General features: G+C 65.2%; 20 protein-coding genes and 1 pseudogene. 8 read left to right on the top strand and 13 right to left on the bottom strand.

Annotation, left to right across the window (positions count from 1 at the left end; all coding sequences use genetic code 11):
* Nucleotides 1-22: 22 nt before the first annotated feature.
* The 5 genes from AC1X6S_RS09965 to AC1X6S_RS09945 all read right to left on the bottom strand — a co-directional run bounded on the left by AC1X6S_RS09965 (nucleotide 23) and on the right by AC1X6S_RS09945 (nucleotide 6,607).
* A complete protein-coding gene (locus AC1X6S_RS09965) occupies nucleotides 23-1,444 on the bottom strand; it encodes a DUF5719 family protein (RefSeq protein ID WP_483405594.1) in 1,422 nt (473 codons plus the stop codon).
* Nucleotides 1,434-4,652 carry a glycosyltransferase family 2 protein gene (locus AC1X6S_RS09960; protein WP_483405593.1) on the bottom strand — a complete coding sequence of 1,073 codons (3,219 nt, stop codon included), beginning with the start codon at nucleotides 4,650-4,652 and terminating at the stop codon, nucleotides 1,434-1,436. Before AC1X6S_RS09960 ends, AC1X6S_RS09965 begins: the two co-directional genes overlap by 11 nt.
* 229 nt (nucleotides 4,653-4,881) lie before the next feature.
* Nucleotides 4,882-5,199, bottom strand: coding sequence for a WhiB family transcriptional regulator (locus tag AC1X6S_RS09955; protein WP_483405592.1), 318 nt, complete (start codon nucleotides 5,197-5,199; stop codon nucleotides 4,882-4,884).
* A 238-nt stretch (nucleotides 5,200-5,437) separates the two neighbouring features.
* Nucleotides 5,438-6,397 (bottom strand): UDP-glucose 4-epimerase GalE, encoded by a 960-nt coding sequence (gene galE / locus AC1X6S_RS09950; protein ID WP_483405591.1) that lies wholly within the window; start codon nucleotides 6,395-6,397, stop codon nucleotides 5,438-5,440.
* A 69-nt stretch (nucleotides 6,398-6,466) separates the two neighbouring features.
* Nucleotides 6,467-6,607 (bottom strand): hypothetical protein, encoded by a 141-nt coding sequence (locus AC1X6S_RS09945; RefSeq protein ID WP_483405590.1) that lies wholly within the window; start codon nucleotides 6,605-6,607, stop codon nucleotides 6,467-6,469.
* A gap of 85 nt (nucleotides 6,608-6,692) precedes the next feature.
* On the opposite strand from AC1X6S_RS09945, the gene AC1X6S_RS09940 reads away from it, so the two are divergent.
* A complete protein-coding gene (locus AC1X6S_RS09940) occupies nucleotides 6,693-7,667 on the top strand; it encodes a GlxA family transcriptional regulator (RefSeq protein WP_483405589.1) in 975 nt (324 codons plus the stop codon).
* A 2-nt stretch (nucleotides 7,668-7,669) separates the two neighbouring features.
* On the opposite strand, the gene manA is transcribed toward AC1X6S_RS09940, so the two are convergent.
* Nucleotides 7,670-8,893 (bottom strand): mannose-6-phosphate isomerase, class I, encoded by a 1,224-nt coding sequence (manA, locus tag AC1X6S_RS09935; RefSeq protein WP_483405588.1) that lies wholly within the window; start codon nucleotides 8,891-8,893, stop codon nucleotides 7,670-7,672.
* A 234-nt stretch (nucleotides 8,894-9,127) separates the two neighbouring features.
* Between manA and AC1X6S_RS09930 the strand changes: the two genes are divergently transcribed.
* Nucleotides 9,128-10,306 carry an acyl-CoA dehydrogenase family protein gene (locus tag AC1X6S_RS09930; RefSeq protein ID WP_483405587.1) on the top strand — a complete coding sequence of 393 codons (1,179 nt, stop codon included), beginning with the start codon at nucleotides 9,128-9,130 and terminating at the stop codon, nucleotides 10,304-10,306.
* A gap of 208 nt (nucleotides 10,307-10,514) precedes the next feature.
* Nucleotides 10,515-11,870, top strand: a pseudogene (locus AC1X6S_RS09925) (glycosyltransferase); the annotation flags it as partial.
* A 55-nt stretch (nucleotides 11,871-11,925) separates the two neighbouring features.
* Here the strand turns inward: AC1X6S_RS09925 and AC1X6S_RS09920 are convergent.
* Together AC1X6S_RS09920 and AC1X6S_RS09915 are read right to left on the bottom strand one after the other, a co-directional pair.
* Nucleotides 11,926-13,068, bottom strand: coding sequence for an acyltransferase family protein (locus AC1X6S_RS09920; protein ID WP_483405586.1), 1,143 nt, complete (start codon nucleotides 13,066-13,068; stop codon nucleotides 11,926-11,928).
* Nucleotides 13,069-13,137: 69 nt separating this feature from the next.
* Nucleotides 13,138-15,246, bottom strand: a complete 2,109-nt coding sequence (locus AC1X6S_RS09915) for a glycoside hydrolase family 43 protein (RefSeq protein WP_483405585.1) — start codon at nucleotides 15,244-15,246, stop codon at nucleotides 13,138-13,140.
* 192 nt (nucleotides 15,247-15,438) lie between these two features.
* Between AC1X6S_RS09915 and AC1X6S_RS09910 the strand changes: the two genes are divergently transcribed.
* The 3 genes from AC1X6S_RS09910 to AC1X6S_RS09900 all read left to right on the top strand — a co-directional run bounded on the left by AC1X6S_RS09910 (nucleotide 15,439) and on the right by AC1X6S_RS09900 (nucleotide 19,754).
* Nucleotides 15,439-16,989 carry a glycosyltransferase gene (locus tag AC1X6S_RS09910; protein ID WP_483405584.1) on the top strand — a complete coding sequence of 517 codons (1,551 nt, stop codon included), beginning with the start codon at nucleotides 15,439-15,441 and terminating at the stop codon, nucleotides 16,987-16,989.
* 84 nt (nucleotides 16,990-17,073) lie between these two features.
* Nucleotides 17,074-18,447, top strand: coding sequence for an O-antigen ligase family protein (locus tag AC1X6S_RS09905; protein ID WP_483405583.1), 1,374 nt, complete (start codon nucleotides 17,074-17,076; stop codon nucleotides 18,445-18,447).
* The gene (locus AC1X6S_RS09900; RefSeq protein ID WP_483405582.1) at nucleotides 18,444-19,754 is read left to right on the top strand and encodes an O-antigen ligase family protein; all 1,311 of its coding nucleotides are present in this window, start codon (nucleotides 18,444-18,446) and stop codon (nucleotides 19,752-19,754) included. Before AC1X6S_RS09905 ends, AC1X6S_RS09900 begins: the two co-directional genes overlap by 4 nt.
* Before the next feature lie 42 nt (nucleotides 19,755-19,796).
* Here the strand turns inward: AC1X6S_RS09900 and AC1X6S_RS09895 are convergent, their stop codons facing one another.
* The 4 genes from AC1X6S_RS09895 to AC1X6S_RS09880 all read right to left on the bottom strand — a co-directional run bounded on the left by AC1X6S_RS09895 (nucleotide 19,797) and on the right by AC1X6S_RS09880 (nucleotide 23,978).
* Entirely contained in the window at nucleotides 19,797-20,792 is a 996-nt protein-coding gene (locus AC1X6S_RS09895) for a glycosyltransferase family 2 protein (RefSeq protein WP_483405581.1), read from the bottom strand.
* Nucleotides 20,793-20,802: 10 nt separating this feature from the next.
* On the bottom strand, nucleotides 20,803-21,762 hold the full coding sequence (locus AC1X6S_RS09890) for a GDP-mannose 4,6-dehydratase (protein WP_483405895.1): 960 nt from the start codon (nucleotides 21,760-21,762) through the stop codon (nucleotides 20,803-20,805).
* A 39-nt stretch (nucleotides 21,763-21,801) separates the two neighbouring features.
* Nucleotides 21,802-22,785: a GDP-mannose 4,6-dehydratase gene (locus AC1X6S_RS09885; protein WP_483405580.1), complete on the bottom strand. Its 984-nt coding sequence runs from the start codon at nucleotides 22,783-22,785 to the stop codon at nucleotides 21,802-21,804.
* Between the two features lie 68 nt (nucleotides 22,786-22,853).
* The gene (locus AC1X6S_RS09880) at nucleotides 22,854-23,978 is read right to left on the bottom strand and encodes a glycosyltransferase family 4 protein (protein ID WP_483405579.1); all 1,125 of its coding nucleotides are present in this window, start codon (nucleotides 23,976-23,978) and stop codon (nucleotides 22,854-22,856) included.
* Between the two features lie 176 nt (nucleotides 23,979-24,154).
* On the opposite strand from AC1X6S_RS09880, the gene AC1X6S_RS09875 reads away from it, so the two are divergent.
* On the top strand, nucleotides 24,155-24,898 hold the full coding sequence (locus AC1X6S_RS09875) for a glycosyltransferase family 2 protein (protein WP_483405578.1): 744 nt from the start codon (nucleotides 24,155-24,157) through the stop codon (nucleotides 24,896-24,898).
* Nucleotides 24,895-25,263 (top strand): DUF2304 domain-containing protein, encoded by a 369-nt coding sequence (locus tag AC1X6S_RS09870; RefSeq protein WP_483405577.1) that lies wholly within the window; start codon nucleotides 24,895-24,897, stop codon nucleotides 25,261-25,263. The genes AC1X6S_RS09875 and AC1X6S_RS09870 overlap by 4 nt, the downstream gene beginning before the upstream one ends.
* Here AC1X6S_RS09870 and AC1X6S_RS09865 read toward each other — a convergent pair.
* Nucleotides 25,190-26,506: a polysaccharide biosynthesis protein gene (locus AC1X6S_RS09865; protein WP_483405576.1), complete on the bottom strand. Its 1,317-nt coding sequence runs from the start codon at nucleotides 26,504-26,506 to the stop codon at nucleotides 25,190-25,192. The genes AC1X6S_RS09870 and AC1X6S_RS09865 overlap by 74 nt on opposite strands.
* Nucleotides 26,507-26,798: the final 292 nt, after the last annotated feature.

The raw sequence follows: 26,798 nt of genomic DNA, 5'->3' as shown, positions 1-26,798 counted from the left end.
CGAGGCCCGACACCGGAGTCCGTTAGCGCGGGTAGACCGTCACCGGCGTTGCGGAGGGGTTGGCCGGCTGCACGGAAAAAGCACTGAACCCTGTCGCTGTCTCGATACTGAGCTGGGCGAACGCACCGTCAACACCGGTGACCTCGTACGAGGTCCCGCCGGATACCGGGATCGCAACGGACGAAGAACCCGGGAGGGTCTCGCTCAGGATCCCGCCGGCCGAGATGAGCTCGATCTCCAGGGTGTCCTTTCCGGGGTTGGCGAGGTGCAGCACAGGGGCGTCTCCGGCGGGAACCGCGATCATCACCGTGTCAGGCAGCGCCGTTGAGGCCTGGAACCAGGCGAAGTCGCTCGATTCTCCGACAGCGGCGGAGGTGCGTGCTCCAGCGACGAGAGGCTGGTCCGCACGGATGTCGATGGTGTAGCTGCCAGCGGTCAGGCTGCCCAGGCTGATCTCCGTTGCGACACCGGGCTCGAGGTCGTACTCGAGGGGTTCAGGCGATGAGGCATCCTGCTCGCTCGTGAATGTCACTGTGACGTGCGCGGTCTCGGTTCCGGGCGCGATCATCCGAACGGCCGGGCTGTTGTCGTCGTAGTCCTCATCGGAGACGGCCGGAGCGTTCTCCGGAAGCACGACCCCGCTCAGGACCTGGCGGTTGGCCGCCGGCGCCGTCGGCGCAACGTATTCCACTCCGCTCGGCGTGAGGCCGCGGATGACACTGTGCTGGATCGCGGCAGCGACCTGCCCTCCTCTGCTCTCGATGTGCACGATCGGGCTGATCAGGTTCGGCGCGAAGGCCGCGAGGGACAGCAGTTTCTGCTCACCGCCCTTGACGATGATTCCCTGCGAACCCGGAGCGTCGACGACGCCGGCTTCGCCGTAGATGGTGAGGTCGACGATGGCGTCTGAGCGCGTCGGGTTGGTGAGGGTGATGACGCTCGTTCGGCCAACGTCGGTCGAACCGCCAACCAGCCAGCTCTCGGCGCTGGCTTCGGTGCACGAGCCCGCAGCGAAGCCGGCCAGTTCATCGAGCCCGGCAGACTGCGATTGCGCCGCCGCGAGCAGGGGCGCCGTCTCAGCATCCGTACCGCTCGGCACGCTCACCACAGCGGGCGACCCGAAGGCATCCGCTTCGACATTATGGGGTGCGGCAAGCGGGCTGAGCGTCGGCTCAGAACCGGATTCAGATCCGACAGTGAGTTCCGCAGCTCCGAAGGACGAAGCGCTCGACGACCCGTCGCCAGCGAGCTGGAGCAATGGCCCGGCGCACACCCGCGCCTGATCGGCGGCCGTCGGCGTGATGACGGCGCTCGGGACCGCTGCCCTCACGCGCGGCAGGTCAAGGGTGCCGACGGCGAAGACGGAGGCACCCGCGATCGCGACACCGATGATGCCCGCGATCATGCGGCCGCTCGTGGCAGCCCTGGTTCTGCTAGCGGCCATGGCTGTACTCGCTTTCGGTCCCTGGTGTTGCGTGCGGCCGGGTCTCGGCGTCCTCCGCGGCGGCGACGGATGCGTCGGCGTCAGGATCCGCGCTGACCAGCAGCTGGTCCGTGTCGGCGGGTACGGCCGTATCGGCGTATGCGTCGGTTTCGGCGGGTGCGTCGGTTTCGGCGGGTGCGTCCGAGTCAGCGGGCGCGGTCGTGTCGGCAGTAGCGTCCGGCGAGGCTGCGGCGACGGCGTCAGCGGCTTCGCGTTTCTCCTCGGCTTCCGCCTCCGACGCGATGACGGCGGCGAGGCTCGCTTCGGCTTCGGCGTCGGCCTTACGCTGTGCGCGTTCGGCGCGGCTCAGACGGCGGACCGGCTCGCGGACCTCGCGTCGGCCCACGGTTCGGGGGGACTCTTCGGCGGCGCGACGCGATGCGGCCGTCGGGACCGAGAGCAGCAGGGCGAATCCGAAGACGATAGCCCAGCCGATCAGGACCGGCGTCGAGAAGACGGAGACGGGACCGACAGCGGCAGAGCCGCTGGTTTCGCCCTCGAACCGCCAGAGGGTTCCGTGGTCGGTCGGTCCGATGTGGGCGAGCACGGGGCTGCTGTCGAGGGCTGCCGACGCGCGGCTCGTCGTCGTGGTCGCTTCGGGACTCACCTGCTCACCCGTCTCGACAACGGCGGGAGGGAGCAGAACGTACTGGACGTCGAGCGCGGCGAGCGTCGGAGCGGGATCGTAGCCACCCTGTGAGACGAGGTTGCCCGCGAGTACAGTGACCTGCTCGTCGTTACTCGTGAGATTCTCACCGGTCGTGAGGATCGTCGATTGGTTGTCGAGGGTGTCACCGGCTCCGCGGACGATCCGCGCGGAGATTCCGCCGTCCGGCTGGGGGGTGACGATGAGCGTGCCGAGCGAGGGATTCGTGGCGGCTGCCGCCGCGACGTATGCCGGCAGCGTGCGGCCATCGCTCGCCACAATGGCACCGTGGCCCAGCGGAAGCATCGCAGCAATGGGAACGGCGACCACGAGTGCGAGCGTCGAGACGACGATTGCGGGAACTACGGCCGCCCTGCGCATGCTGTCGAAGCCGACGACAGCGGCACCGGTGAGACCGAGCCAGTAGAGACTCAGCCCAGACCCGGCCCAGACGCTGGTGGCCGTCGCCCCGTTCAGCGAAATCTCGAGCTGGGTCGCACCGAGAGCCGTCGCCAGGCCGAGCAGGCCGACGAAGAGCAACACGGCAGCCCTGGCGCTGCCCGGCAGGAAGAGCGCGATGAGTGCCATCGCGGCGATCGGCGCGAGCAGGGCCGGCACGACGAGGTGAGCGGGCAGGCCGGAGATCCCCATGGCTGCGGTGATCGAGTCCCAGGCAGGGTTTCCGCCCGGCAAGCCGAGGGCCAGCTGCCAGCCCGTTGTGGGGAGGGAGCCGAGTACGGCGCCGGGATCCGCGAGGAGGAGGAGCCACCGGCCACGAACGATCCCCTGCTGCCAGATGAGTGGCGCGAAGAGAGCTGCGGTCGGGATGATGAGCCAGACGATCCTGGCGATGTGCCGACCGCTGACGCAGAGGGCGAGTACCCAGATCACGAGGAACGCGGGAGCGAGCGACGGCGCAGCAGCTACGGTCATCGCCAGCAGCATCGACGCGACAGCGGATGCCGCCCAGGAACGCGCGGCGACGCATCCGGCGTAGAACAGCCACGGCAGCAGAAGGTGCACAAGGATCGCGCCAGGTCGACCGTCGATGAGCGCGGTGAGGAACGGCGGGGCAACTGTCCAGAGAACCGCTGCGGCAATCCGGTAGCCGCTCGACTCGGTGAGCCTGGTCGCAGCGAACCAGCCGCCGAGCGTTGCCAGGGGAAGCGCGAGGAGTGTGAGGGCCACGAGAGCGTACGACGGGTCCCAGAACGTCACGGATCCGAGCAGGGCCATGACCACGGAGAAGGGGTCGGCTGCGCCGGTGAAACCTATGCTGATGTCCCGCCAGCCAAAGCCGATGTTCTGCCACAGTCCGGCGACGGAGGCCGAGAGCGGAAGCATCCCTCCCCCTTCAACGGCCGGGGCGGCCAGGAGGGAGAAGAAGAGGCCGACACTTGCGAGCGCCGAGGCAATGACGAGCCAGCCGCCACCGCCGGTGAAGAAACGAAGATCGCTGCGCTCGACCGTGTAGACAGGAGCGCCAGCCTCCCGCCTGAGCAGGCGCCTGCGCCGCACCTCGGCGAATGGGATGCGGAGGGGCGAGATCGCTGACCAGCCGATGGTCTTCGCGTTGTGCAGATTCTTCCTGGACCTGGCGACTCGAATCGGGCTGAACGCGACCTGGAACGCCGCGGCGAACTCGCCACCGACGAGGCCCGGATTCTTCGTCGCGATGCGCCACACGCTGCGGGCAACGGCGAGCGGAACGAGTGACAGCCAGTGGAGCAGAACGAGAGCTGCCGGAGCATAGACAAGTCGGCGATACAGCTGGGCTCCGCGCGACTGGCGCACCCTCCTGCGGTACGCCGCGGCGCGGCGCGACCGCGACGGTCCGGCGATTCCGTCACCGGCGGTGAAGACCACGGCTGTTGGTACGACAACGACGCGGTGTCCTGCCAGGCGAACCCGCACGCAGAAGTCAAGAGAATCGTCGGTGGAGCCGAAGGACGTGTCGAACCCACTGACCTCTTCCCAGACGGCATGGCGAACGAGCACGCCAGCCGGGGCAACGCCGAGCACGTCGGAGATGCTGTCGTGCTGGCCCTGGTCGAGTTCTTCCCCGACGAGCGACACTGTGGCACCGAGCGGCGTGAGGGCCTGGCCGAGAGAGACGATTGTCGCGCCGTCCCTGGCATCCATGACCTTGGGGCCGGCAGCGGCGACAGAGGGCGCAACCTCGAGCGCCCCGACCAGTCGCGCCAGTGCCTCCGGCGCTGGAGCCGTGTCCTGTGCGAGCAGCCAGAGGAACTCATCCTCACCCCCCGCGTGTGGAATCACCCGCGCGCCCTCGGCGAGGGCCTGTGCAAAGTTCAGCCGGACATCGGCCTCGACGATCCGACCGACGCCGGCTCGTTCGAGGGCTTCCGTGACGGAGGCGGGCGACGAACACGCAACAGCGACTATCGCGTCTGGCTGTCTGGTCTGGGCTGCGAGGGCATCAAGCGTGTCCTGCAGGTGGCTCGAGCCAGTGGGGCCAGTGCCATCGTGCACAACAAGGATCGCGGTTACTCGGGGAAACATCGCGTCCAGACTATGTCGACCTGGTCAGGACACGGCTGACCGTGTCGGCGTGGCACGGAATGGCTGGTCGGCGCGGGTGCGTCACGGGCCGCAACCCCTGCGCGCGAAGTACTTAGCGGCGCGAACTTAGCAGCGCAGAGCTAAACGGCGGGAACTTAGCAGTGCAGAACTTAGCAGTGCAGAACTGAGCAGTGCAGAACTGAGCAGCGGAGAACTGAGCAGCGGAGAACTAAACGGCGCGTTTCTTGAGCTTCCGGCGCTCGCGCTCGGAGAGGCCACCCCAGATGCCGAAACGCTCATCGTTCTCGAGCGCGTACTCCAGGCACTGTGTGCGCACTTCGCAGCTCGTGCAGATGCGCTTCGCATCGCGAGTCGAGCCGCCCTTTTCGGGAAAGAATGCTTCGGGATCCGTCTGCGCGCAGAGCGAATCGGACTGCCACGCAAGCGGGTTGTCGTCGTCGACGGCCTTGCGGACACCAGGAACTCCGAGCTGTACCGGATCGACGAACCAGTCCTCGGGAACACCGGAGCGATATTCAGGCGCCATATCCCTCTCCCCACTTGTTACCCGTGCGCCACGCGGCGCTATAGCTAATTACACCCGTGTAATTCCGCCACGTCAAGTCGCAGATCGTAAACCCTCAACCCCCCATGGAGGGTTCATGCCGCATTCACCGGCGTGTCGCGGGCGGCTCAACTTCTCTCGAAAACCGGGGTCCGGGGAGAGAATCCGCCCCACCGCGCGGGGCCGTCCGCGATGGACGACCCCGGCGGAGGCAGGTGTCTCAGACCGTCGAGCGAGCGCTCCACGCGCTCGACACCATGTCGCTGAGCGTGTGGCGCATCGTCCACTCCAGGTCCCGTGCCGCGAGTTCCCCCGATGCCACGATGCGGGCGGGATCACCGGGACGACGGGGCGCGACCTCCGGCTCGAACTCGATCCCGGTGACCTCGCGCATGGCGGTCATGATCTCGCCGACCGAGACCCCTTCTCCCGAGCCCAGGTTGTACACGGGTTCGATCGGTTCTCCGGCGTCGAGCCTCCTCGCGGCGGCGACGTGCGACAGGGCAAGGTCGGCGACGTGGATGTAGTCCCGAACGCACGTGCCATCAGGGGTCGGGTAGTCGTTGCCGTTGATCCGCGGCGTCCGACCATCGATCAGAGCGTCGAAGACGAGGGGAAACAGGTTGTGCGGGCTCGTGTCGTAAACGTCGGGATAACCGGAGCCGACGACATTGAAGTAACGCAGGGAGGTGTGTGCCAGCCCCTGGGCGACACCCTGGTCGTGCAGGAGCCATTCCCCAATGAGCTTGGACTCACCGTACGGAGACTGAGGGTTCTTTGGCGTCTCCTCCGTAACGATGTCGGTGTCCGGCGTTCCGTAGACGGCCGCGCTCGACGAGAACACCAGGCGGTTCACACCGGCGTCCTCCATGGCGCCGAGGAGCGCAAGAGTTCCCGTCACGTTCTGCGCGTAAGTGTGCAGCGGCCGCTGGACGGAAACGCCGGCGTACTTGAAGCCAGCGACGTGCACCACGCCGGTGATGTTGAACCGGCGCAGTGTGTCGAGCACGAGGTCCCTGTCGAGGATGCTTCCCCGAACGAAGGGAACGTCGCGCGGAACGAACGACTCGTGACCGCTGGACAGGTCATCCAGGATGACCGCGTCGATGCCCTGCTCGGTGAACGCGCGAACGACGTGCGCTCCGATGTATCCGGCTCCGCCGGTGACCAGCCAGGTCATGTTGCCTCCTCTGTGTGGGCACTGTTCGTGCCCACACAGAGCCTATGGCACCCGAAAAAGCGGGGCGAACTAGACGATGAACCGGCGCCTTTCAGCTGGACCGGGACCACGCGTCGGGACGCGACGGTAGCCGTCGCGGGTGAGGGCAATCGCGCAGGCGACCGTTGCAATCACAACGGCGGCCAGGACGAGGAGAAGAAGAAGAATCATGGCTGTAAATCTATGCATTGCTGTTTTCTGCCAACAGTGGCAGACTCGCCATTGTTCGATTCATTTCTGCCAGCCGGAGGTCCCAATGTTGAAGAAAATCGCTGTGGTCGCCCTGCCCGACATGGCGCCATTTGAGTTCGGCGTGATCTGCGAGGTCTTCGGTATCGACAGGACCGACTCGGGCGGACCCGGTTTCGACTTCAGGATCGTGACAGCAGACCCTGGCCCCGTGAAGACCAAGCTGGGTTTCGACATCGTCGTCGCCGACGACCTCCGCGCGGCTGCGGACGCCGACCTGATCGCCATCCCCGCGTACTCGGTGACGGGTGGCGACCCTGACCAGCGAGTCCTCGACCTCCTGAGGGACGCCGAGAAACGGGGCGCCTGGATCCTCTCGGTCTGCAGCGGTGCTTTCGCCCTCGCCGAAGCAGGAATCCTCGACGGGCGCCGGAGCACGACGCACTGGATGTACACAGACCAGCTCGCCCGCGAATACCCCCTGACCGACGTCGACCCCGACGTGCTCTTCGTCGAGGACCGCGGCGTGATCACCGGTGCAGGCACGGCCGCGGGAATCGATGCGTGCCTCCACCTCGTCCGAACGGAGCTCGGCGCAGCGGCCGCGAACGTCATCGCTCGCCGAATGGTTGTTCCGCCACAGCGTGACGGCGGGCAGGCACAGTTCATCCAGGCGCCGGTGCCAGAGCGTCGGAGCGACTCCTTTGCCGCTGTCACGGACTGGATGCTCGAGAACCTCGCCGAGGACCTCACCGTCGACGTGCTCGCCGCACAGGCACTGATGTCCGAGCGCACATTCGCCCGGCGGTTCCGCGCCGAGCTGGGAGCGACCCCGGCAGCCTGGCTCAACAGGCAACGACTGATGCGGGCGCAGCAACTGCTCGAGCGCACCGATTACGGACTCGAGCAGATCGCCGCCGAGAGCGGTTTCGGCTCATCGGCGGTGATGCGTCACCACTTCCTCAAGGTCCTGCACACGACCCCGAATGCGTACCGCCGTACCTTCAGCTGCACAGCGAGCGACGAAGAGATGGTCGGCTGAACTCAGCTGTCGGCCGACAGCCTGGTCGTCGCGAGGAACATCTCGCCAGGACCGGAGATAGTGAGCGGACCCTCGTCCGGCGTGATGTACAGCACGTCGCCCCGTTCGACAGAGCGGTGCGCGGATGCCCCTCGGACCGTTGCGCTCCCGTCAGTGACCAGGGCGATGGCCGGCCCGGTCAGCTCGAGCTGAGTTGACCCTTCTCCCAGCCCTGAGACATGGATGAGCTCAAAATCGGGCACGTCGGGAACGAAGGCCTCGGTGCCATCGCCGACAGGACGCGGCTCGAGGTACGGGACGGGCAGCGGCGTGAAGTCGAGAACGCTGAGCAGTTCGGGGACGTCGATGTGCTTGGGAGTGAGGCCACCCCGCAGCACATTGTCGCTCGCTGCCATGAGTTCGACCCCGAGGCCACCGAGGTAAGCATGGATGTTTCCCGCCGGCAGGTACAGCACCTCTCCGCGCTTCAGGGTGACACTGCGCACCAGGAGGGAGACCACGATTCCGGGGTCACCCGGGTAGAACCCGGCAAGCCGCCGCACGGTGCTCACCGCGGGCGTTTCGGGCGCGGACTGAGCGGCATCCGTGACCGCCGTGACCACAGCCGACACATCATCGGTCAGCAGGTATTCAACGACAGAACGCAGCACGACGGCGTCAGTACCGGCGCCGTCGGCACCGCCAGCGAGGCGGTCGCGGAACGCGCGCAACGCGGTGATGGCATCGGCGCTGAGACCCGGCGCATCGAGCAGGGCGTCGACGTCGACGAGCGCGTCAGCGACCGGACGGAATCCGCAGAGCGCATCGAACGTCTCGCTGAGCGCGTAGATCAACTCGGGTTTGTGGAAGGCGTCGCGGTAATTGCGGTTCGCCGCGTCGAGCGCAATGCCAGCGGCGTTCTCCCGCTCGAATCCCGCGCGGGCTTCAGCGGGTGTCGGGTGGGCCTGCAGCGAGAGCGGAGCGTCTGCAGCGAGGACCTTCAGGAGGAAGGGCAAGCGCGGTTCGGCGAGCCCCGCGGCGGCAGGGTCGCTCTCGATCCAGTCCGCGAGCGTCGCCGCGCTACCGGTCATCGATGGATCGAGCACGCGCGCCGGTGACCCGGGGTGGGCGCCGAGCCAGAGTTCGGCCTCAGGCCCGCCGGATGGCACAGTTCCGAGGAGATCGGAGATGGCCGTTGTCGACCCCCACGCATAATCCCGGGGAACATTGCTCAGGGGAATCAACACGGACTGGTCCTTATCCAAGTGGTCGAGCGTCATGGCTGAGTGCCATGGTGCGACGCCGGATTTTCACACCGCCACGAGCGGTGGGCGTTCATTGACACCCTACAAGAGCCGTCCACAGGCATCCGTTCTCTCTTGCCCCAAACGGCAAGCGATTGTGCGGGAAAGCCGCGCGTCCGTAGGCTTCATTCGAGTCCGGTTCACCCGGATGACCGACCCCAACGCAACGGAGCACGAATGTCGTTTGAACCACTCGCCAGCGATTTCTATGGATTCGAGAGCCTCGTCTCCGAACGGGAGAAAGACGCGCTCATGCGAGTGCGCAGCTACATGGAAACCACGGTCCGGCCGGTGATCAACGACTACTGGGAGCGCGCCGAGTTCCCCCACGACCTCATCGCGTCGTTTCTCGAGACCGATGTCGCTCGCTACGGGTTCGAGGAAGTGCGGCCGTTCGAGAACTCGGCAGTATTCCGTGGACTCGTCGCCATGGAAATGGCGCGGGTCGACGCGTCGATGGCGACGTTCATCGGCGTGCAGGAGGGTCTCGCCATGGGATCGATCAGCGTGTGCGGATCCCGTGAGCAGCGGAGCGAGTGGCTGCCGAAGATGGCGAGCGGCGAGGTCATCGGTGCATTCGGCCTGACCGAGCCGCTGTCGGGAAGCGACAGCGCGCGCGGCCTGCGCACGACGGCAACGCGGGACGGCGACTCGTGGACGCTCAACGGTTCGAAACGCTGGATCGGCAACGCCACCTTCAGCGACATCACAGTGATCTGGGCCAAGGACACCGAGGACGGACAGGTCAAGGGCTTCATCGTCCGGACCGACTCCCCCGGCTACACCGCCACGAAGATCGAGCGCAAGATCGCGCTTCGCCCGGTCCAGAACGCCGACATCACCCTAGACAACGTCGTAGTGCCCGAGAGCATGCGGCTGGCGAACGCCAACTCGTTCCGCGACACAGCGAAGGTGCTTCGCCTCACCCGCGCCGCCGTCGCGTGGTCGAGCGTCGGTGTTTCGGTCGGCGCCTACGAAGCCGCCGTTGCGTACGCAAAGGAGCGCGAGCAGTTCGGCAAGCCGATCGCCGAGCACCAGCTGATCCAGGACCTGCTCGCCAAGTGCCTCGGCAACATCACAGCGTCGATGGCCATGTGCGTGCGGGTCTCCCAGATGCTCGACGAGGGCACCCAGCGCGACGAACACTCCGCTCTCGCCAAGGGTTTCTGCACCGCGAAGATGCGCGAGACCGTCGGCTGGGCCCGCGAGGCGATGGGCGGCAACGGCATAGTTCTCGACTACGAGGCTGCGCGGTTCTTCGCTGATGCCGAGGCACTGTATTCGTACGAGGGCACTCGGGAGATGAACTCACTGATCGTCGGGCGGGCCATCACCGGTAAGGCGGCGTTCGTCTAGCCTTCACCCCCGACCGGCTCGCAGGCGAGCGGATGCCAGCGCCCGCCTTTCAGGCAATAGTGCGTTGTTCAGGTCGCTTTCCGCGATCCCATCCTGATCAACGCGCTCTCTCCTGCGCATCGCGCTGCCCGCGGGCGAGGAGCAGTGGCGGGCGCGCCCGCTCTACTCCCCTACGGGTACGCTTGAACGTGCGGGGACGCTCCCGCCCATGTGTTGCGACGGGAAGGAGCGCGAAATCTCACGCGTTCGACTGCGCCAGGGCCGACATTTCGTCGTCACCTGGGGAATCTCCGACACCTTCGGCGGCATGACCGGGGCGTTCCTCCACCGCTCCCGTGCTTTCGTCCGCCTCGGCGGGACCGACGTCGACGTCCTGACCTTCGATGCGCGCCCGGACTACCCGGACGTCGAACGCCGCCTGCGCCAGGGCGGCAGGCTCATCGACGGCATGAGGCTGGTCAACCTGTGGGACTGGATGCGCGATCACCCGTCACCCGGGCAGTTTGCCCGCACCAGGGCATCCGCTTGTGAAAATCTGACCTCAGCGTTCGCCCCCCTCGACCGGAGCACGCAGTACTTCGCCGGGATCCGCGACGGCGTGATCATGAGCCTCACTCGATACGCCGAGGACGGTGTGACCGAGCTTCAGGTCGATCACTACCGAGCGGACGGCACGCTCGCGGTCAGCGACCGCCGCGACGTGAGGCACCGCGGGACGGTCGGCGGTCGCAGCATCGTGCTGTGTGACACCTCCGGCGAGCCCGTGCGGGCGTGGGACCGTGCCTGGGCGCTCTACCGCTGGTGGCTGGACCAGGTGCGCGGCAACGGCCCGGCGACGATGATCGTCGACAGCAAGACGAGCGCACGGTTCATGGTCGGTTACGTGCGGCCGCAGCTGCTGGTCATGCACGTCATCCATGCCTCGCACCTCGCGGGATCGGACGAGACGACGGTGCGCGCATCGCGGGCGGCGGTGTTCGATGACCCCCGCTCGTTCGACGCCCTGGTCTTCCTCACCGAACGCCAGCGAACCGAGGCGGAGCCGCTCCTGGGCGATCGGGTGAACACCGCCGTAATTCCCAACGGCCGCGCAGTGCCACGAGCGACCGCGGCACCGAAAGACCGCCCCGTCACGTCGGGGATCATGCTGTCGGCGCTCGAAAAACGCAAGCGGGTCGAGCACTCAGTGCGTGCGATTGCCGGGGCACGGGCCGCCGGCGCGGCCGTCACCCTCGACATCTACGGCGACGGGCCCGAACGAGGTCGCGTTGAGGCGGCCATCGCGAAGGCCGGGGACGGGATCACGCTGCGCGGATATGACCCGGATGCCAGCACTCACCTTTCGGAGAGTTCGTTCCTTCTGCTGAGCTCTCGAAGCGAGGGGTTCCCCCTCGTTCTCGTTGAGGCGATGGCCGCTGGTTGCCTGCCGATCTCCTACGACATCGCCTACGGGCCCGCGGACATCATCCGGGACGGGGTCAACGGATTCCTCGTTCCGCCCGGCGATGTCTCCGCTCTCAGCGCGGCGATCGAGCGGCTGGTAAACCTCCCAGCGGCAGAGGTACTCGCGATGAGACGTAATGCGGTGCAGACAGCGTCGCGGTACTCCGACGAAGCGGTTACGAAACGATGGGCGTCGGAACTCGATCGCGCCGCGAAGCGACGCGGTTTCCCACCCGCCGCGCCAGTCGATGCGCTGGTGTTTCGACTGCGACGTGGAATAGCCAGGCGATGGCGAAACTGGCCGGGAACGCGATCAGCGCAACCAGCCACCACGCGGCGTCCCCAATGAGAAAGGCCACGCTCGCAAGCACAGGCACGTGCACGAGATAGAGGCTGAACGAGACACGGCCAAGCCAGAGCGGCAGGCGGGCTGACAGCATCCGTTCGGCGAAGGGCGACCCGATCGCCACGACGATGAGCCCGGCAGCACCCACACCGGCGAGCCCCCACAGGGCGGCGCTCGCGCTGGAGCCCGCCGGGGCGATGTCGCGGGCGAGCCAGCTCAGGACGAGGAGAACGACGGATGCCAGCGCGAGCGTCCCCCAGGTGAACCTGCCGCCGCGTCGGTTCACCCGATCGGCCCATGCCCGGATCTGGGGCAGGTGAACGGCCATCATGGTGCCGAGGAAGAACGTGGGCAGGTAGACGAGCGCGTCGACCTCGAGAACCCGGCCAGCGATCATGAGCGCGACCGACGTGACAGCGGCGAGCCAGGGCCGGCGGCGCACCGCGAGCCCGACGACGATGAACACCGGCAGCAGCACCGAGAACACCACCTCCCAGCGGAGCGACCACAGCACGTTCACTATCGTGTAGGTCTGCGGGAGGAGCGACGATTCTTCGATGATCCGCCCGAGCGAGACACTCGACGCCACCCGGTTGTCGAGCCAGCTGTCCGGGGTGATCGCGCCGGGGAACCGGGGAACCACGAGGATCAGTGCGACAGCGAACAGCACAGCACCGATGACGGGGAGATAGAGGCGGATGAGACGGCTCGGGTAGTAACGGAGCCAGTCGAAGGTGGCCGAAAGCGCGGGGATCGAGACGACGAGTCCGCTCAGCACGAAGAAGACGAGCACCGCTTCGCTGCCGGCGGTCAGCGGCCTGAGCGGAGACTGGGTGATCCACTCCCAGAGCCCGGCGGTCTCCTCCAGTCGCGGTCGCGCCATGAGCGTCAGGTGGTAGAGCACGACAACGACGGCGGCGACGCCGCGCACGCCGTCGAGCGCGTGCATGCGTTCGGTTTGCCCTGTTCCCATTCGTTCCACGTTAAGCGGACGCGGCTGGGAGTTCCCGGAATCGAGCCGTTCAGTGAGGGGCGCCTGCCATCAGTCCGGCCGACGGGCGTCGCGCCGAGCGCGCGTCCTCCTCACCAGCAGGAGGAAAACACCCGCAACCGCGAGCGCCGCCCCGATGCAGGCGATGGCGAGGACGGACGTCAGGTCGGCACCGGATTGCGACAGGGATCCCCTCGCCCTCGCATCCGCTCCCGGGGCACCAGCGAGCGTGTCGCCGGGAACGACCGGAGCCGCGGTTGCGCCTGGACCGGGAACGGCCGGCGCGGCAGGAGTCGGTACGACCGGTGGCTCGGCGGGGTCCGTCGGGTCCGTCGGCTGCGCAGCGAGCGTCGACACTCTGACGTAGTCGAACGTGCTGGTGAACCCGGCGCCTGCCATCGAGACCAGCCCGATACGGGTGGTCGCACCGAGCGGTGTCGTCCAGGTCCCCGACTCGTCCCACGTCACCGAATCGAGGCTGGTGTAACCGGTGTAGAGGTTTTCGGTGTCGCTGTGCTGGCGCACAATCCGCAGATAGGTGTATTCACCGACCGGCCCCCCGACGCTGTTCCCGTAGACCGGGTATCCCTCAGGCACCGGGCTCTGCCGTTTCGCGAACTCGGTCTGCCTCGTCTCAAAGATCGATGAAACGGCGTGCTTGATGAAATTGCCGTCGTCGGCATAAATCACGATTCCGCCCTGGACGTAGTTCTGACAGCAGCCCTCCGCCGGCACCGACACCGACAGTCTCGTCTCGAGAACATAGTCCCCCTCTGGTGCCTCTTCGGTGAGGAGGCCGGCCGCGCCGGGGTCAGGGCCGAGGTCCGCTGCCTGCGTGTCGAATCGGAACTCTCCGTCCCCGACGCTGTACGTCGACGGGTCTGGCTGGCGAATCCACGACCACTGCGGCGAAAGCGCATCACCGTCGAAGTTATCCGAAAGCCCGGCGATCAGGTCAGCCGGTTCCGGTTGTCTGAGCGCATCCGGCGAGGGGGACGGCGGCAGACCCGCCCGCGTGACGGGCGCTGGTTGCGGGGTGTCAGACGGGCCGCGTCCGCCCCGGACCGTGGGCCATCCATCCGCCCAGTCGATCCGATCCATGAGCACCGGGCGCTTCGTATAGGTGCCACCTTCGACCAGATAGGGGTCATGACGGTCGACCGCGTGGTAAACAATCCAGTCAGTACCGGCAACATCCGTCACTACCGAGTTGTGACCTGTGCCGATCCAGCGGTTGCCGTTCTGGTGCAGCACAGGGGTACCCCCGACACGCCCCGCGAGCAGGGAAGTACCTGTGCGGTCGACGAACGGCCCGGTCGGGCTGGTCGATCGACCGGCGAAAACGCTGTAGCCCGTTGCCGGCCCTGCGCAACAGTTCGTGGCCGAACCGAGGAGGTAGAAGTAGCCCTCGTGTTCGACGACGCTGGTTCCTTCGTAACGGTTCGAGATCGCGATTTCGACCTGGCTCGCTGGATCCGTGCTCAGCCCGTCGTCGCTCAATTCGCGCACCGAAAGCCCGCCGAAGTAGCTTCCGAAGTAGAGGTAGTTCTGGCCATCGACGGTGATCACTTCCGGGTCGAAGACCCAGCGCCCAGCCATGGGTTCGACGACCGGCCCACCCGCGTCGGTCCACGGCCCGGCCGGGGTGGCTGCGGTCGCAACCCCGATGGCAGGGCCGCCGCCGGGACCCGTCGTCTGGGTCGCCGTGTAGTACAGGAAGTACGTGCCGTTGAGGTAGACGACGTCCGGAGCCCACATGTCGCCGTCGCCGATCCACGCGGGCTTCTCCGGCAACGCTTCTGCCACGAACGTCCAGTTCACCAGGTCGGTCGACCGGTAGCTGGGGATGCTGTAAAAACGCAACGACCCGTCATCGTTGGTTTCCCCCGCATCGAGCGCGTCCCTCGTGCAGAAGAGATACCACGCGGGGTCAGCGGGATCCGCGGACCGGATGACGTCGGGGTCTGCACACTGCTCAGCGAGGCGCCCGTCAGGCAGAGTGAGGGTGAGAGGGTTCGAATACGTTTCGGTGACGTCGGCCGCCGTGGCGACGGTGCGCGCACCAGCCGACACCACACTCGGTCCCACTGCAGTGGCCGGCACTGCACCGAACATGACGGTGGCAGCCGCAAGCCCTGCGACCAATGGGGTCCTTCTCATGGTGCCTCCACGGTGAGGTGAGCGAGTCCCCCGAGTGGACCACGACTGAGCCCGCACTGTCCAGCCCCGTCGCTGATTCGCTTTGCCGCTCTGCCTTCGTCAGGAGGCGGCCCTGTCGCGTGCCTTTTCCCGGGGTTACTATTCCGGACCCGGGTCGCACGCCACCCGGGATCGAGTCAGGAAGGGAGCGCCGTGCCAGCTCGAATTGCCATGCGAGGGGGGCGCCACTACGCGGTCACGTGGGGAATCTCAGACGCATTCGGCGGCATGACCGGAGCTCTGCTCCATCGCTCGAGGGCCTTCGTCCGGCTGGCAGGCGTGCGGGTCGACGTCCTCACCTTTGACACCCGCCCCGACTACCCTGAACTGGAGCAGCGGCTCCGCGCGACGGGGAAAATCGTCGAGGGCATGCGCGTCCTGAATCTGTGGGACTGGCTCCGTGAGTACCCGTCTCCCGACGATTACGCCGGCGTGGCGGCCGCGGTTCCCGGCCGAAAGCTCGTCGAAGGATTCACCCCGCTCGACGCCGCCGGGCCATACGTCGGCGGCGAACGAAACGGCCGGGTGATGAATCGCACCCGGTACAGCGATGACGCTTCCACCCAGCTGCAGGTCGACCACTACAGGCCCGATGGTTCACTCGCTGTGAGCGATCGGCGGGACGTCACGGAGCGCGGGACGACGGGCGGGCGCACGATAGTGTTCTGCGATCGCGCGGGCAATCCGGTGAAGGCGTGGAACGGCGCATGGTCCCTGTACCGGTGGTGGCTCGACGAAGTGCGCGACAGCGAGCAGGCAACGATGATCGTGGACAGCAAGACCAGTGCACGGTTTATGGTCGGGTACAAACGATCGAACGTCGTCTCGGCCCATGTGCTCCACGGTTCACACCTCGCTTCCGACGGCCACACAATTCGAGCGTCGAGGGCCGCGGTCTTCGAGAATCCCACCGGTTTCAGCCTGCTGGTCTTCCTGACTGAACGGCAACGGGCTGAAGCCCTGCCGCTGCTTGGGCCGAGGGCTCGTACCGCGGTGATCCCGAACGGGAGAGAGGTTCCGCGCGGGTCAGCCGCACCCCCGGCGCGGAACGCGCACTCGGGCATCATGCTCTCGGCGCTCGACGACCGCAAACGGGTAGACCACGCGGTCCGCGCCATCGCTGCGGCTCGCGCCGCGTCCACTCCCGTCACTCTCGACATCTATGGTGACGGACCCAAACGTGGCCAGGTCGAGGCCGCCATTGCAAAAACCGATGGTGGCGTCCAGCTGCACGGTTACCAGCCGGATGCCAGGAATCACCTGCGTGAGAGTTCTTTCCTTCTCCTGACCTCGAAAAGCGAGGGATTTCCGCTCGTTCTCGTCGAAGCAATGGCTGCCGGTTGCCTCCCCGTCGCGTATGACATCCCGTATGGCCCGGCCGACATCATCCGCGACGGGGTCAACGGTTTCCTCGTCCCCGCCGGCGACATCACCGCGCTCGCGGCGGTGATCCAGCGACTGGTCGGCCTCCCGCCGAAAAAGCTCGATGCGATGCGCCGCAACGCAGTGAAGACATCCGCAGCGTACTCGGACCAGGCGATCACCAGGCGCTGGGCTCTCGAACTCGATCGAGCCGCAGCCGGCGTCGGTCCACGGCGCGCCGCTCCAGATGAACCGCTCGATGCGCTGGCGCTCCGGATCCGCCGGGGACTCGCCAGGCGGTGGCACCGGTTGCGCACGGCCGGTACGGGCGGCCGCCGTTAACGGTGAGGACGCCGGGACGCCCGGCGACGAGGATGCAGCCACGCGTCCGAGGCAAGCTCCACGAACCGCGATAACCTGTAACCCATGACGACGTCCCCCGTGCTGCCGCCGGTCGAGCTCTCCACCGAGCGACTCTGGGCGACGGGAATCGGCACGCTCGCCCTGTTCGTCGCGTTCGCGGGTGACGGCATCCGCAACCTCATTACCATCTGGGGGTTCTCGGCGGTCGCGATCATCGTCGCTCTGGCGTGTGCCGTGACCATTGTCAGGTTAAGGCCGCGGCTCGACAGGTCGCGACTGCCCAAGGCGCTTATCGCCTTTCTCGGGTTTGCAACCATCTCCAACGCGTGGTCGGCGTACCCGTCCGCAACTCTTCTGACGCTCACCGGAACGCTCCTGACGACGATCGTCGGCATCTACCTCGCCCTCGTTCTCACCTGGACCGAGTTCGTTCGTGTGCTCGCGGTCGCGCTCAAGTGGGTGCTTGGCCTGTCGATCCTGTTCGAACTCTGGGTCGCGCTCATCGTGCGCGCCCCAGTGCTGCCGCTGTTCGTCGACTTCGGCGGTGAAGAACCACCGCTGCTGGCGATGTGGTCGCGCAACCTGCTGTTCGAGGGCGGTCGGATTCAGGGCATCCTCGGCAATTCGAACCTCCTGGCCGTGATCGCACTGCTCGGCATCATCGTGTTCGGCCTGCAGCTCGCCGCGGGAAGCGTCCGTCGCAGCTGGGGCATCGCCTGGCTGGCGCTCGCCGTCCTGATCTTCGGCCTGACCCGGTCGAGCACCATGATCCTCGCCGCTGTCGCCGCCGCCGTCGTACTCGGTGCCGTGCTGTTGATCCGGCGAAGCAGAACTCCTCGCGCCCGTACCGGCGTGTACCTGGGCCTCGCCGCGATCGCAGCGGCCGGCATCCTGTTTGTCACCGTCTTCAGCAACATCTTCCTCGCCCTCTTCGGCAAGAGCAGCGACCTGACCGGCCGAATCGGGATCTGGAACGATGTCTCAGAACTCGCCCAGCAGCGCCCGTGGTTCGGGTGGGGGTATTCCAGCCCCTGGATCGGCTGGGTGGAACCGTTCGACGGGCTCGTCGTGCGTAATGGCGTGGAGCAGCTCCACGCCCACAACGCCTGGCTTGACGTCTGGCTGCAGCTCGGCGCCGCCGGCGTGGTGTTGTTCGCCGCCGTGATCGTGTCGATGCTCTGGCGCTGCTGGTTCGCCGCCGTCGATCGTCCCCGGTTCGACCTTCGTGCCGACCGCCCGTACACGGTGCTCTCGATCCTGCCCATCCTCATCGCCGTCGCGCTCGTCGTCCAGTCCGTTGCCGAGAGCCGCATTCTCGTCGAGTCCGGGTGGGTACTTGTCGTTGCGCTCGCGCTCAAGACCAAGCAATATCCCGTGATGGATGCCGTCGCGCGGCCCAGTCTCAGCCCCGTTATCGCTGCTGAAACCGCTCGATGACGTCACCACGCCCCCTGCCGCACCATCCGGTACTCGCCACGCTCATTCGGGGCCTTGCGAGCGCCCAGGCGACGGCGGCGCTCAGCATCACGATTTTTGGTGTCGCGTTCACCGCTCCCCTGATCCGATCCGTCCTCGGCTGGAACGGGCTCGTCGGGGTCCTCCTCGCCTTGGTTCCCCTTGCCGTGCTGGTCGTGATCGCGCGATGGGACACCATCGAGTGGCACGGTCTTCTCCCGATCTCGATCCTGGCCTTCATGGGGTGGTGCCTGTTGTCGGTGTTCTGGACAGACCACGAGGTGGCAACGCTCGCGAGTTCGCTCTACCAGATCGCCGTTGCGTTCCTCGGTGTGACCGTTGCGCTCACGAGGGACATGATCCAGATCGTACGCTCGGTTGGAAGTGTTCTTCGGGCTCTGCTCACGCTCTCGATCGCGGTCGAAGTGCTCGCGGGGCTCGTCCTCGACATGCCGTTTCCTTTCATGGGCGTGCAGGGAAACATCGCGATGGGCGGGCCGATTCAGGGCGTGTTCGGTACGCGCAACATGCTCGGCTTCATGGCACTCATCGCGCTCGTCACCTTTGTGATCGAGTGGCGCACCCGCTCGGTGCCGAGGGTGGTTGTGACGTATTCATTGGTTGTCGCCGTTGCCGCGCTCGGTCTCAGCCAATCCCCGGTCACCATCCTCGTCGCGATAGCGCTCGGAATGGCCGCACTGGCCCTGTACGGCCTCCGTCAGGCACCGAAGGACACCAGGAGGACTCTGCAGTTCGCCCTCGCCGGGTTAACGATCGTCGTCCTGTACGTCACTTACCTGTCGCGGCTTCGGGTCCTCGCGCTCCTCAACGCGGGGAGCGAGTTCGAATACCGCTACCTTCTCTGGTTCCAGGCGTGGAAGCTCGTCCCGGTACACGACATCGAAGGGTGGGGCTGGACAGGTTTCTGGCAGGACGTGGCCCCGTACAGCTACATCAACAACGCGCTCATCCGCGATCACGACAGCGCGCTCAATGCGTTCCTCGATGTCTACCTGCAGGTGGGCATCGTGGGTTTGTGCCTCTTCCTCAGCCTGCTGGTACTCGCGTTCGTGCGCTCCTGGCTCCTGGCCTCCAACCGACGAACCGTGACCTACGCCTGGCCGGCACTTGTGCTCGTCGCGCTCATAGGGACAGGTGCCGCCGAAAGCTTCATCCTCGTTGACGCCGGCTGGCTGCTTCTCATTGTCTGCGCGGTGAAAGCCTCACAGAACATGAGTTGGCGCACACGGCTTCGTGCCGAACCTCACCCGCCCGTACCGGTGGAGTAGGTGCGCTCGACACCCCGCAGGGAGCCACAACTCCGCGCTGGCTTATTGGGGCTGGAAGAGGTCGCGCAGGACCTCCGTGTTGCCCTGGCTGGTGAACCGGGCGTAGTCGCCGGTCCATGCTTCTTTCAAAACGGGTAGCACCCGCGCGAGCCGGTTTGCGGGCAACCCCGCTCGCATCCGTTCGATGCGCAGCTTTCCGCGGGCGGCCGTGAGGTCTGCCGGCTTCACGGCGTCGCCAAGCGACGCCAGCTTGTCGACGAGGATGCCGGTGCGTACGGCGAGGTCACGGTTGCGGTCGCCGCGGGGCTCGAGCACCCGGCGAACCTTGTGCGAGAGGCTCGGCTCACGCGCACCGATCTGGTTGGCACCGTGCTGCCGGTAGTCGATGAGCGCGTCCGGGAGGAAATCGACCTGTCCGACAGCAGCGGCGAGAACGGTGAGCCATTCGTCATGCACCCACTCGACGGGGAATGGAATAGCGACGTCGAGCAGGGACCGCCGGAACGCCATCGTGGCTCCGGTGGCGATGTTGCGGCGGAGAAGAGTCGGGAACGCGGATCCGCTGTGTATTGATGTGCGATCCGCTGCGCTGATCTCGAGAGCCTCGAACAGGGAGTAACCGAGCGGATTGCCCTGGGCGTCCACCATCCGCGCGTCCGAGAAGAGCAGCGTCAGTTCGGGCCGGGCATCGAATTCGGCGAGGGCGCGCTCGAGTCGCTGCGGGTGCCACACGTCATCCTGGTCGCACAGGACGACGATGTCTCCTGATGAGGCCCGCACCGCCTGCTCGAAGTTCTTACTCACGCCGAGGGGGCTCGCGTTCTCGAGCATGCGGAACGGGACGCCCGAGCCCTCAAGCAGCTGACTGGCCAGGGCGATCGTGTCGTCGCTCGATCCGTCATCCGAGACAACGATCTCGTCCGGACGGCGCGTCTGCTCGAGAATGCTCGCCAGCTGCTCCTCGACGTAGGGGGCACCGTTGTACGTGCACACAGCCACTGAAACGACGGGAGGGGTCTTACTGTCGGCAGTCACCACGTCAGCGAGTTTACGGGGTGGCCTTGGTAGGGTGCTCAGCGTTCATTTCCAGGTCATGACGGGCCATGCGACTGACGAGCTCATCGAAACCGACGGTTGGGCTCCAGCCGAGCACGTCCCGCGCTCGAGAGGGATCTCCCCTCATCTCATGAGCGTCGGTGGGCCTGACAAACCGGGGATCGATCACAACGAACCGTTCCCAATCGTCTATTCCGACCGCGACGAATGCGGCGGCAACGAATTCTCGAACGGTGTGCGACGTCCCTGTGGCGATCACAAAATCGTCTGCCTTATCGGCCACGGCCATCCTGAATACGGCGTCAACATAGTCGGGGGCCCACCCCCAGTCCCGCTTGACGTCCATATTGCCCAACGCAAGCGTTTCCGCCTTGCCAGCCGCAATTCGAGCCGCGCCCGACGTGATCTTTCGCGTTACGAACGAGTCAGGACGCCGCGGAGACTCGTGGTTATAGAGAATCGCGGCCGAGGCGAACAGGCCCCGAGCGCGGTAGACGGCAACCGCCTGGTGGGCGAAGGCCTTCGCGGCTCCGTACGGCGTGACCGGTTTGACCGCCGTCAGCTCGGTTTGAGGCGACTGAATTGCATCACCGAATATCTCCGAGCTCGACGCTTGAACGAACCGAACAGCTCGCCCGCTGCTTTCCTGGAGCTGCCACGCTGCTTCGAGCATCGCTATGGCCGCAACGCCCGTCACTTGCGCGGTGAGAACTGGCTCCGCCCACGAGCGTGCAACCGAACTTATTCCCGCAAGGTTGAAGACGCAGTCGGGCTGAACATCGTCAAGAATCCCGCCCAACTCGTCCGTCTTCGAGAGGTCCCCTAGGTGCGAAGTCACCCGCGCGTCGACCGGCTGCTCTGCGATCGAAATGCCCTCACGAACAAGCGCGTGAACGTCCCATCCTTCCGCGAGAAGACGCTCGCTGAGGTAACTGCCGTCCTGTCCCGTTATGCCGGTAACAAATGCCCGAGGAATAGCGGTGTCCTAACGTTAGCGCGCGAGCGCGGCCTGCTCAGAGAGGTCGTTCTCAACCATCATTGTGATCAGTTCATTGAACGTCACCGTCGGCTTCCACCCGAGAACCTCGTGGGCCTTCGTCGGATCGCCAATAAGCAGATCCACCTCCGCGGGGCGCATGAACCGGGGGTCCTGGCTGATGTATCGCGACCAATCTTCGATCCCCGCAGCGGTGAACGCAGCGTCGAGCAGGTCACGAATCGAGTGCGTTTCGCCCGTCGCGACCACATAGTCATCGCCTTCGGGCTGCTGAAGCATACGCCACATCGCATCAACGTAATCGCCGGCGAAACCCCAGTCGCGCTTTGCGTCGAGGTTGCCGAGCACGAGGCTGTCCTGCAGTCCGAGTTTGATTCTCGCTACGGCCTGCGACACCTTGCGAGTCACGAACTCAGGGCCGCGGCGCGGCGATTCGTGGTTGAAGAGAATGCCGCTCGAGGCGTGCAGGCCATACGACTCGCGGTAGTTGATGGTCATGTAGTGCCCATAAACCTTCGCAACGCCGTATGGCGAGCGCGGCCACAGGAGTGTCGACTCGCTCTGTGGGACCTGCTGGACCTTGCCATACATCTCAGACGACGATGCCTGGTAAAACCGCACCTTGGAGATGTCATCTCCCGCATAGAGGCGCGTCGCCTCGAGAACGTTGAGGACACCCTTGCCCGTCACGTCAGTTGTGAGCGACGCATTTTCCCACGAGTATGCAACGAAGGAAATAGCTCCGAGGTTATAAACCTCATCAGGCTGAGCGACACTCAGGACACGCACGAGGCTCGATACATCTGTCAAGTCACCGGTGAGCAGTTTCACCCCGGGAACGACGCGGCGAACCAAATCATACTTAGGGTTGTTCTGCCCGCGGATGAGGCCAAACACCTCGTATCCCTTCTCGAGCAGCAGTTCTGCGAGATAGAGACCGTCCTGACCGGTGATGCCGGTGATGAGTGCGCGGGTCATGTAGTCCTTCGGATTGATTCGTCAAACGTTCATCGGTAAAACAACAGACTAATAGATCGTTCGCGACCTCAGCGCCGAAGCGCGGCTCGAGCCATCGCGGAGCGGTACGCCTCAGTATGAAGCTCGGCGCACCGGTCCCAGGTGAACATTTTGACTCGTTCTATTCCGGCCGCTGACAACTCTCCGGTGCGGGAGATCGCTTCGGCGATCCCACGGGCTATGGCTTCGGGGTTCTTCGGATCGAACATCACCGCAGCATCCCCACAGATTTCAGGCAGCGAGCCCGAGTCTGCGGCGGCGACTGGGCAACCTGACGCCATTGCCTCCAGCGGGGGGAGGCCAAACCCCTCATACAGACTCGGAAAAGCGAGCACCGCTGCACGTCGATACAAGTCGTGGAGTTCAGAGAGCGGGACGAGCCCCCGATTTTCGACCCAGTTCGGCAGCTCGCCTAAACCGTCCAGGTTTCCACCGGTGAGGACAAGCCGTAGGTCCGGATGAGTTCGCCGCAGGATCTCCATTGCCTTGATCAGCGCTGGGTGGTTCTTGTGGGGCCAGCCACGCGCCGGGTAGAACACAAAGTTCTCTCGTATACCGAGATTCGGCGTAAAACTCGCAGTGTCGACGCCGAGGTGAGCGACGGTTATGCGCTCCTCTGGCACCCTGAGGTGGCGCACGATCGTCTCCTTCGCGAACTCGCTGATCGTAATGATCGAGTCAGCTTTTCGCGCAGGTCGCTCGTAGGTAAAAACTCGAAAGAGTCGCTCAAGACGCGAAAAGAACTGCGGAAGGTCACGGTGTTGGACATCGAAAACAGTGAGCACTGTTGCCTGTGTTCGAGACGCTCTCACACCTTGAACGGTGAAGGGATAGTGGATGACATCTGCTGCTGCCATCAGCTTCTTGATCTGACGGGTCTTCAGAATTGCGCGCGCAAGACCCGCAATGCGCGCTGGCGTCGAGTGTCCGACGCGCAAACCGCCCACAACAACCTCCCGTACGCCCCTGATCACGCCTCGCGCCGATTCGGGTACGACGATTTCGGCGTCTATCTGGGGCGAAGCACTCAATCGCCACGCCAGCTCCCTGGCGCACGTCTCTGTCCCACCCATCCCGCCGGGGACGAAGGTCAGCATCGAGAGCGTGACTTTTAGAGGATTTTTGATACCGTCGTCCGCTGGGTTCGACACCATTCTGTAAGACACCATTCTGATTGTTCGACGAGAGAGCTTGCGCGCGATCAGCCTAGACGACGAGCGGTGCGCGCGCCGGTCGCGACCGTTCGAACCATGAAGGCGAACGCGGCAGACACGCTCGAGAGCCGGTGTCTTCTCGAAGCAGCCATACTTCTGCTTGCTAGAATCGGCTCATGACGATCCCGCTTGAAAAAACTTTGATTGTCATGCCCGCGTTTAATGAGGAAGCCTCCGTCGCCGCTGTCGTCAAAGAAGTCCAGCTGACGAACCCCGGAATATCCTGCCTTGTCGTGGATGATGGCTCGACCGATGCAACGGCGAGCGAAGCGCGATCGGCTGGGGCACATGTGGCTACTTTGCCGATCAACCTCGGCGTGGGAGGAGCCATGCGTTTGGGGTTCAAGTACGCGCTCGATCATGGCTATGACTGCGTGGTTCAGATTGACTCGGACGGGCAGCACGATCCACGATCCGTGCCAGATCTGCTCCGTCTGGTTGGTGACGCTGACATCGTCCTTGGCTCGCGGTTCGCCGGCGAACCGCACTACGACGTAGCGGGCCCACGAAAGTGGGCAATGGTCGTACTTTCCTTCGTTCTCACGCGAATATGTCGCACCAGCCTCAACGATACGACCAGCGGATTTAAGGCGACTGGACCGCGCGCATTGCAGCTCTATGCCGACCATTACCCAGCGGAGTATCTGGGGGACACGGTTGAAGCGCTTGTCATCGCGGCTCGGGCGGGTCTGACGATTCGCCAGGTGCCGGTAAAAATGCGCCCTCGAGCCGGCGGCATTCCCTCACACAATCCGCTCCGTGCAGCTGCCTATCTTGGGCGCTCGTGCCTTGCACTTATCTTCGCGCTCGCCCGCCCGCCGCTTCCGCTCCCTACCCGACGAAGGCAAGTTATCTCATGAGCGTCACGTCCTATGTCCTTGGGATTGCCTCGGCGTTGTTCACGCTCATTGTCGTCATCGAGATGCTGAGACGACGGACTCTGAGAGAGCGGCACGCCATGTGGTGGCTCGTAGCTGGCTTCCTCGCGCTCATCGTCGCCATCTTTCCCTCGCTATTGGAGTGGGCCGCCCGGGTCGTCGGAGTAGAGATTCCAGTCAACCTGGTGTTCTTTATGAGCGCCGCGATCCTTTTCTTCGTCTGCCTTCAGCACAGCGCAGAACTCACGCGGCTGGAAGAGAAAGTGCGGGTGCTCACAGAGGAGTCTGCACTTGCAAGCCTGCGGTTGGACGCGGTCGAGCAAAGGCAAGCGCACCGAGGTGAATAGCCAACCCGATCAGCGGTCCCACGGATAGGGCCATAAGCGCCCTGGCGACCAAGTCGGCCGGCATCAAGAGAATCAGAACGAGGACAGCGGCCGCCACGACCCAGCCCGCGAGGAATGCCCCATGCTTGCCTCGCGATAAGACCGCGGGACCCGTCACGCACAAAGCGGCGGTAACCCCCGCTGAAGCGACAATCAGCGACATTTCCATCGAGGAGATCTCGTATTCCGCGCCGAACAGTGCGACCATCAAGGGTGGGCCGAGGAGCCAGGCCATCGCGCTCGCCACCAGGGCCGCTAGCGCCACAACGGCCAGGATCACAGCAACTACGCGCCAGAGGTTACGTCCGCTCTCCCGGAAATGAACGGTGAGGAAGCTCTGCAGAGCCATCAACGGAATCACGAGCGGAGCTCGCGTCAATGTCACTGCCAGTACGAGTACTCCAACAGCGGCGGCTGATTCGTGCTTCGACGTCAGATCCAGGATAAGCGGAAACCCGCTGACGATGACCCCGGTCGCACTCGCACCTCCGACGATGCGGAGCGAATTCCACGCGAGGGCCTTCGACTCGACATCGAGCGTGTAACGCCCTGGCACCCGTCGCCTGAGGCGCGGCCACATGATGAGCAAGGTCAACGGGAACGGAACGACCACTGCCCAGATGAGGAAATCACCTGGGAGGTGCAAAAGCGCAACCAGCCCGATCGCCATGAGCCGCAACACTCCATCCAGACCAGTCATCAAGGCGATTGATGACCAGGCCCCCATACCGTAGAGAATCCCCGAGATAACGGCGACCAGCACATACGACGTCAGCCCTACTGAGAGGGCCGCTACAAGCACCCACGTGTGGCTTGGGAATACCAGCGTCCCCCACCACAGGGCGGTGAGTGGCGTGGCGAACGCAATGCCTCCAGCCAGCGCGATGGCGAAGTTTCGAGCAGTCGACCCACCGCGGAAACGAGAATCAACGATTGTTTTCCCGCGCGTAGCGCGCGAGACTTCCTGCTGCACCCCGCTAAGCCCCGAGATGACCAGGTATAAGAGCGCCCAAAAGACGCTAAAGCGCAAATAGTCCGAGGGCTCGGAACTCGCACCGACGATAATCTGAACCACGTAGCCTGCCGCTCCCGCGACGGCGGTGGCCAGCAAAATCGAGGTCAAGCCTAAGGGACGTCGCGGTCGAGCCGCGGGATTCAGCGGCTCCCCGCCGCCGGGCATGTTCGATAGATTCGATCCAGACATGTGAGGCTCCCGTGGTTCATCCGGCTTACAGTTCGGTGATACCCAAAGAGCAAACGCGCGGAGCCACGTGATTCCGCGGCGGAACTAGTTTAGTCGTCGAACATTCCTGTCCCGCAGCTGCGAACGCAACGACAGCCAGCTTGTCAAGGCGTTCCCTAGTATCCTCGGATGGTGCTCGTCCAACGATGCACTGACCAGCAACCGCGACAGCTGGTTTGGGCGAACGCCTGCTTCCGTGAAGCTCGGTCAATCGCGGCTGCCCAGACCCCCGTTGAGCCAGGAACGGATCCCC

This window comes from Mycetocola sp. Y442 (assembly GCF_056898615.1).
The sequence above is the reverse complement of the archived record's forward strand: the minus strand, read 5'-3'. Positions and strand labels throughout refer to the sequence as shown.

Coding starts and splice junctions, on each gene's coding strand:
- AC1X6S_RS09965 (WP_483405594.1), bottom strand. CDS start 1,444: ATGGCCGCTAGCAGAACCAGGGCTGCCACGAGCGGCCGCATGATCGCG.
- AC1X6S_RS09960 (WP_483405593.1), bottom strand. CDS start 4,652: ATGTTTCCCCGAGTAACCGCGATCCTTGTTGTGCACGATGGCACTGGC.
- AC1X6S_RS09955 (WP_483405592.1), bottom strand. CDS start 5,199: ATGGCGCCTGAATATCGCTCCGGTGTTCCCGAGGACTGGTTCGTCGAT.
- galE (WP_483405591.1), bottom strand. CDS start 6,397: ATGACCTGGCTGGTCACCGGCGGAGCCGGATACATCGGAGCGCACGTC.
- AC1X6S_RS09945 (WP_483405590.1), bottom strand. CDS start 6,607: ATGATTCTTCTTCTTCTCCTCGTCCTGGCCGCCGTTGTGATTGCAACG.
- AC1X6S_RS09940 (WP_483405589.1), top strand. CDS start 6,693: ATGTTGAAGAAAATCGCTGTGGTCGCCCTGCCCGACATGGCGCCATTT.
- AC1X6S_RS09930 (WP_483405587.1), top strand. CDS start 9,128: ATGTCGTTTGAACCACTCGCCAGCGATTTCTATGGATTCGAGAGCCTC.
- AC1X6S_RS09920 (WP_483405586.1), bottom strand. CDS start 13,068: ATGGGAACAGGGCAAACCGAACGCATGCACGCGCTCGACGGCGTGCGC.
- AC1X6S_RS09915 (WP_483405585.1), bottom strand. CDS start 15,246: ATGAGAAGGACCCCATTGGTCGCAGGGCTTGCGGCTGCCACCGTCATG.
- AC1X6S_RS09905 (WP_483405583.1), top strand. CDS start 17,074: ATGACGACGTCCCCCGTGCTGCCGCCGGTCGAGCTCTCCACCGAGCGA.
- AC1X6S_RS09900 (WP_483405582.1), top strand. CDS start 18,444: ATGACGTCACCACGCCCCCTGCCGCACCATCCGGTACTCGCCACGCTC.
- AC1X6S_RS09885 (WP_483405580.1), bottom strand. CDS start 22,785: ATGACCCGCGCACTCATCACCGGCATCACCGGTCAGGACGGTCTCTAT.
- AC1X6S_RS09880 (WP_483405579.1), bottom strand. CDS start 23,978: ATGGTGTCGAACCCAGCGGACGACGGTATCAAAAATCCTCTAAAAGTC.
- AC1X6S_RS09875 (WP_483405578.1), top strand. CDS start 24,155: ATGACGATCCCGCTTGAAAAAACTTTGATTGTCATGCCCGCGTTTAAT.
- AC1X6S_RS09870 (WP_483405577.1), top strand. CDS start 24,895: ATGAGCGTCACGTCCTATGTCCTTGGGATTGCCTCGGCGTTGTTCACG.
- AC1X6S_RS09865 (WP_483405576.1), bottom strand. CDS start 26,506: ATGTCTGGATCGAATCTATCGAACATGCCCGGCGGCGGGGAGCCGCTG.